Source organism: Mesorhizobium sp. M7A.F.Ca.ET.027.02.1.1 (assembly GCF_004022985.1).
GTDB lineage: Bacteria > Pseudomonadota > Alphaproteobacteria > Rhizobiales > Rhizobiaceae > Mesorhizobium.
Window position 1 is genome coordinate 1 of sequence record NZ_RZOL01000411.1, and the last position, 5,403, is coordinate 5,403.

At 64.5% G+C, this 5,403-nt stretch carries 6 protein-coding genes and 1 tRNA gene; 2 read left to right on the plus strand and 5 right to left on the minus strand.

Annotated elements, in window-relative coordinates; genetic code table 11:
- Positions 1-799 (minus strand): efflux RND transporter periplasmic adaptor subunit (locus EN749_RS29890; protein ID WP_128364507.1); only part of this gene is annotated, 799 nt, incomplete at its 3' end.
- Positions 800-900: 101 nt separating this feature from the next.
- On the opposite strand from EN749_RS29890, the gene EN749_RS29895 reads away from it, so the two are divergent.
- On the plus strand, positions 901-1,809 hold the full coding sequence (locus EN749_RS29895; RefSeq protein ID WP_128289850.1) for a PhzF family phenazine biosynthesis protein: 909 nt from the start codon (positions 901-903) through the stop codon (positions 1,807-1,809).
- 344 nt (positions 1,810-2,153) lie between these two features.
- Positions 2,154-2,229: transfer RNA gene (locus tag EN749_RS29900), tRNA-Lys, on the plus strand.
- Here the strand turns inward: EN749_RS29900 and EN749_RS29905 are convergent.
- From EN749_RS29905 to EN749_RS29920, 4 genes are all read right to left on the minus strand, one after another.
- A complete protein-coding gene (locus tag EN749_RS29905; protein WP_128364508.1) occupies positions 2,208-2,597 on the minus strand; it encodes a hypothetical protein in 390 nt (129 codons plus the stop codon). The genes EN749_RS29900 and EN749_RS29905 overlap by 22 nt on opposite strands.
- Before the next feature lie 92 nt (positions 2,598-2,689).
- Positions 2,690-3,700 carry a nicotinate-nucleotide--dimethylbenzimidazole phosphoribosyltransferase gene (cobT, locus tag EN749_RS29910; protein WP_128364509.1) on the minus strand — a complete coding sequence of 337 codons (1,011 nt, stop codon included), beginning with the start codon at positions 3,698-3,700 and terminating at the stop codon, positions 2,690-2,692.
- Positions 3,701-3,751: 51 nt separating this feature from the next.
- Positions 3,752-4,528: an adenosylcobinamide-GDP ribazoletransferase gene (gene cobS / locus EN749_RS29915; protein ID WP_128364510.1), complete on the minus strand. Its 777-nt coding sequence runs from the start codon at positions 4,526-4,528 to the stop codon at positions 3,752-3,754.
- 3 nt (positions 4,529-4,531) lie between these two features.
- Positions 4,532-5,403 (minus strand): cobyrinate a,c-diamide synthase (locus EN749_RS29920; RefSeq protein ID WP_128364511.1); only part of this gene is annotated, 872 nt, incomplete at its 5' end.

The window sequence follows — 5,403 nt, forward strand, 5'->3', positions numbered from 1 at the left end:
CCCTGCAGGCGCCGGTGCTGTTCATCATCGCCGCCACCAGTTCCATGTTCCTGAGATCGGCGGCGATGATGAACAGCACCGGCGCCTGCAGGGAGGAGGCGACCGTCTGGCCGGGATCGACCGATCGCGTAAGCACGATGCCGTCGATCGGCGCATAGATGGTGCTCTTGGCAAGGTCGGTCTGCTGCGCCTTGAGGTCGGCCTGGGCGATGGCGAGGTTGGCCTGCGCACTGTCGAGGGCTGCCTTGGAACGGTCGCGCGTGGCGGTTGCTGCTTCAAGCGACTGGTCGGTCGCCATGCCGCGCCTGGTCAGTTCGGCGGCGCGCACAAGCGCCTTCTCGTTTTCGGCCAGCGTAACCGTGGCGTCCTCGACATTGGCGGCGGCGGCCTTGGCCGAAGCTTCGGCGCGCTCGATCTGGACTTCGAGTTTCACCGTGTCGAGTGTCGCCAGCACGTCACCCTTCTTGACCTGCTGGTTCTCCTCGGCCGAGACCGAGCGGATGATGCCGGACAGTTCGCTTGAAATGTCGACCTGGGTAAGGGGCTGCAGCGTGCCGGTCGCCGACACCGCGACGGTGAGGTCCGCCTTGGCGGCAGGCACGGTGGTGTAATCGATCCTGGCCGGCGAGCCGGCATACCACTGATAGACGCCGAGCGCGGCAGCGAGCACGATCAACGCCAGCAGAGCATATAGCCAGCCGCGCCGGCGCGACTTTCGCCGACCCGTTCTGTCGAGCCCGAGCGCCGTCTCGATGGCGGAATCCGATTCCGTCTTTGGCAGATTGACAATCTGGTCCACGCTGGACCCCTATAATGCGCAATGTCCCTATCTGTGCACAGATCAGGCTTACTGGTTCAAATATCAAATTAAATTTCGCCCATGTTGGGATTGAGGCAGGAATGAAAACCCGGAATTACTTGCTCTACGATGTGTTTACGACCGAGCGATTGGCCGGCAATCCCTTGGCCGTCGTGCTGGACAGCAAGGGATTGGACACGGCGGCGATGCAGGCCATCGCGCGTGAGTTCAATCTGTCGGAATCGGTTTTCGTGCTGCCGCCGGACAATCCCAAGCACAAAAACCGCATTCGAATCTTCACCCCCGACTATGAAATGCCGTTCGCCGGCCATCCGACGGTCGGCGCCGCGATCGCGCTGGCCGAACTGGCGCAAGAGGGCGGCGCCGGCATCTTCGTGCTGGAGGAAAACATCGGCCCGGTGCGGTGTGCCGTCAGCAAGCATGACGGCAACACTTTTGCCGAGTTCGACCTGGCGAAGCTGCCGGAGCCGCTGAAGCTCGATGCCGATCCGGAGGCGATCGGTGCCGCGCTTGGGCTGACGCCGCATGAGATCGGCTTCGAGAATCACCGCGTCGCGTTCTGGTCGGCGGGCGTGCCCTACGTCACCATCCCGGTTGCCAATCTTGAGGCGGCGGGCCGCATCCGGCTGGACAACCAGGCCTGGTCGGAACTGGCGCCGCGCAAGAGCGAGTGGGCCTTCGCCAGTCCCTATGTCTACTGCCGCGAAACGGTGAACCACGAAAGCGCCTTCCATGTGCGCATGATCGTGCCCGGCACGCCTTCCTATGAGGATCCGGCAACCGGCTCGGCGGCAGCGGCCTTTGCCGGCGCCATCATGCATTTCGACGCGCCGACCGACGGCATTTCGCAGTTGTGGATCGAGCAGGGGCTGGAGATGGGCCGGCCTTCGCGCATCCGCCTCGAACTGACCGTGCAAGGCGGAAAACTGGCCTCGGCGCGCATTGGCGGCAACGCGATCAAGGTGGCGGAGGGCAAGCTTTTCGTGTGATCGCGCTACGGTCGTCATCCTAGGGCGGAGCAAGGAGCGAAGCGACGCGGCGCAGACCCTGGGATCCATGCCGCGACCGTCGGGCTGAATACCGACGGTGCAGATTGAGCGCACCTCGTCTACTGTTTTCAGCTCGCTAGCAGGCACATGTTTTCTGCACCGTTGCGTTCTTCGGTTGGCGTCCCGGCATGGATCCCAGGGTCTTCGCGACGGAGCTTTGCTCCTGCTTCGCCCAGGGATGACGAACCCCAGGAGCGATTTGTCGGGAAATGATTCCGGCAGGGCTGGACAGGACCGATGGTGGCGGCTATATGCCCGCCAACGCCGGTTTTTGCCGGCCGAGTGGGTGCGTAGCTCAGTTGGTAGAGCAGCTGACTCTTAATCAGCGGGTCCACAGTTCAATCCTGTGCGCACCCACCAAATTCTTCAAAGACTTGGTGGAATGACCCTGAAAGCGAGACGCGTTTGACGCGTCCCGGGCAGGCTGTCTGACTGTGATTCTTTAACCGCGCTATCCGGATCTCGTTGCGATTCAGCCACGTTGAAAAATGCGGCTCAGAAACCGGCCGAATCGAAAAGCAAGGCTCTTTTCCCCGGCTGCAGCATCGCTGGCGCCAGTTCCGTCTTTTCCCGGAGAAATCGCTGATGAGCCACCAGAAGAAGACCAGGAAGACAACGAAAATGCCGGTGTCGATCGGGCCATGACTTGAATAGCTGCTGTGACGGAACACAACAGCGACCGCCCCGGCGATAAACACCGCAGCTGCGGCAGGATGAAATTTCTTCATCCGCAAAATCTATTTGAGAATCGCCGTTACGGGAAGATGCCTCCTTTGTCGTGACAACGGCATCTTTGTCGGCCGATACGGGGAATGGATAACTACTTCTCCGAAACGCCAGCCTCGGCAAAACTCGCCATCCTTGCATGGCACTCCAGCGCCGAGCGGACGATGTTGACGGCGAGGCAGGCGCCGGAGCCTTCACCGAGCCGCATGCCGAGATCGAGCAGCGGTGGCAGGCTAAGCGCTTCGAGCAGGCCGCGATGGCCCGATTCGGCCGAAACGTGCGCGGCGATTGTGTGGGCGAGGCCGGTCGGGTGCAGCTTTGCCAGCGGGGCCGCGGCGGCGGTGCAGACGAAGCCGTCGAGCAGTACGGGTATGCCGAGATGCCGGGCGGCGAGCGTCGCGCCGAAGATGGCGGCGAGTTCGCGGCCACCGAGTGCTGCAGCAATGCCCAGCGGATCGGCGAGGGTGGCCACGTGACGCTGCAAGCCGGCTTCGATGGCGACGACCTTGCGCTTCAGACCGGCGTCGTCAACGCCAGTGCCGCGTCCGGTCCATTTTTCCGCACCGCCGCCGAACAGGGCGGCTGAAATGGCGGCCGCCGGCGTGGTGTTGCCGATGCCCATTTCGCCGAAGCAGATGAGGTCGAGGTCTTTCGTCACCGCGTCATAGCCGGCCGAGACTGCCGCCAGAAACGCCGTCTCATCCATTGCCGGCCCTTGTGTGAAATCGCCTGTCGGATGGTCGAGATCGAGCGGGATGACGTCGAGTTCGGCGCCGGCCATGCGGGCGAGTTGGTTGATGGCGGCACCGCCGCCGGCGAAATTCGCCACCATCTGCACGGTGACTTCCGCGGGATAGGCCGACACGCCTTGCGCGGTGACGCCGTGGTTGCCGGCGAAGACGAAGACTTTTACGCGGTCGAGTTTCGGCATCTCGCGGCCCTGCCAGCGCGCCAGCCAGGCGGCGATCGTCTCCAGCCGGCCAAGGCTGCCTTGCGGCTTGGTCAGCGTGTCCTGGCGGCGGGCGACCGCATTGGCCGCGGCATCGCTGCCGGCCGTCAGGTCGAGGCAGGCGGCGCGCAATTCACTAAGGGATTTGAAGGGCATGGGGGCAAAGTCTCCGAAAAGGAATCAGGCCAAGAGAATCAGGCCAAGGGATCAGGAAAGCGCTACGGAAGCGACGAGCAGCACCGCGATCTCGCTTGCCTGCTGCAAGGCCCCTATCGTGTCGCCGGTCTGGCCATCGATCTGGTTGAGGCAAAGGGCACGGAACGCGGCAAACAGCAGGCCAAGCAGGATGAGCGCGAAAACGGCGCCGCCCAGCCCGAGCAGCAGCAGCGGAACCGCGCCGAGCACGGCGCCGGCCACGGCGGTTTCCTGCGAGACGGTGCCCGCATCGGCCGAGAGGCCATCGACGCGCGCTGGAGGCAAGAGATGCATGAAGGCACCAAGCAGGCCGCGCGAGGCCGCGTGTGCAGCTATGAGGGCGAAGAGGGCCTGCGTGGGATCGACGAATTCCGACAGCGCGCTCCAGCGGATCAGCAGCGACAGGCCCAGCGCCATGGCACCATAGGCGCCGATGCGGCTGTCGCGCATGATCTCGAGTTTGCGGCCGCGCGACTTGCCGCCGCCAAAGCCGTCGGCGACGTCGGAAAGCCCGTCCTCATGCAGGCAACCGGTGGTGAGCACCGTTGCCACGAGAGCAAGTGCCGCCGCCGGACCGATGGCAAGGCCAAACCGTTCCGCCGTCGCAAAGACGATCGCGCCGATCAAGCCGACGACAAGTCCGGCAATGGGGGCCGCCCAGATCGCCGCGGCAAGGCTGCGGCCGCGAAAATCGAAGACGGGCAGCGGCAGACGGGTGAAGAAGACCAGGCATAGCGCGATGTCGTCGACGACCTGCTGCGGTGAAAGGGCCAGATTCCTGAACTTCATGCTCTAGCCCCTCGCAATCGCATGGAAAAAGGTGCCGCTGACATGGCCGCGCCGGTAGCCCGAGGCGCCGATCGGATTGCCCAGACCGTCGGCAAGGTCGGCCAAGGGGTCGTCATTGCCGGTAGAGGTCATCTGCGCATAGTGGAATTCGTGGCCGCGGATCAGCGCACCTTGTGAGCCCAGCGGGCAGTCGGCGCGCAACCGCGCCTCGCGGTAGCCGAGATTCATCTTGCGTTTGGCGAAGCTGGTGGAATGGCCGAGCAGGCCGAGCATCGCATGCGTGTCGCCCGATGCGTCCTCCAGCGCTTCGCCCAGCACCATGAAGCCACCGCACTCGCCATGGATGGGCTTTGTCGTGGCAAAACGCGCCATCCCGGCGCGGAAAGTCGCGGCGGCGGCGAGCTTGCCGGCGTGAAGCTCGGGATAGCCGCCGGGCACCCAGCAGACATTGCAAGCCTCGTCGGGCGCTTCATCGGCGAGCGGCGAGAACGGGACGATTTCGGCACCCGCCTTGCGCCAGTAGGCGGCGACATGCGGATAGAGGAAGGTGAAGGCGGCATCCTCGGCCAACGCGATCCGCTGGCCGGGCGGCGCCAGTGCGTCGGTGAAGCCGCCAGACGCCGGGGTGAAGGGTGTCGCCAGGGCCATGATCGCATCGAGGTCGAGCGATTTCTCCGCCATATCGGCCAGCCGGTCGAGATGCGCCATCAGGTCGTCATATTCGCCGGCCTGGACGAGGCCGAGATGGCGTTCGGGCAGGTTCAGCGTGGGATCGCGCAGGATGGCGCCGACGACCGGCAGGCCGATCGCCTCGATGGCGTCGCCCGACAGCCGGCGGTGCCGCTCGCTGCCCAACCGGTTGAGCACTACACCGG

Bases quoted from the DNA above. Each gene is read 5' to 3' on its own strand.
- EN749_RS29905 (WP_128364508.1), bottom strand. From the start codon at position 2,597: ATGAAGAAATTTCATCCTGCCGCAGCTGCGGTGTTTATCGCCGGGGCG.
- cobT (WP_128364509.1), bottom strand. From the start codon at position 3,700: ATGCCCTTCAAATCCCTTAGTGAATTGCGCGCCGCCTGCCTCGACCTG.
- EN749_RS29895 (WP_128289850.1), top strand. From the start codon at position 901: ATGAAAACCCGGAATTACTTGCTCTACGATGTGTTTACGACCGAGCGA.
- cobS (WP_128364510.1), bottom strand. From the start codon at position 4,528: ATGAAGTTCAGGAATCTGGCCCTTTCACCGCAGCAGGTCGTCGACGAC.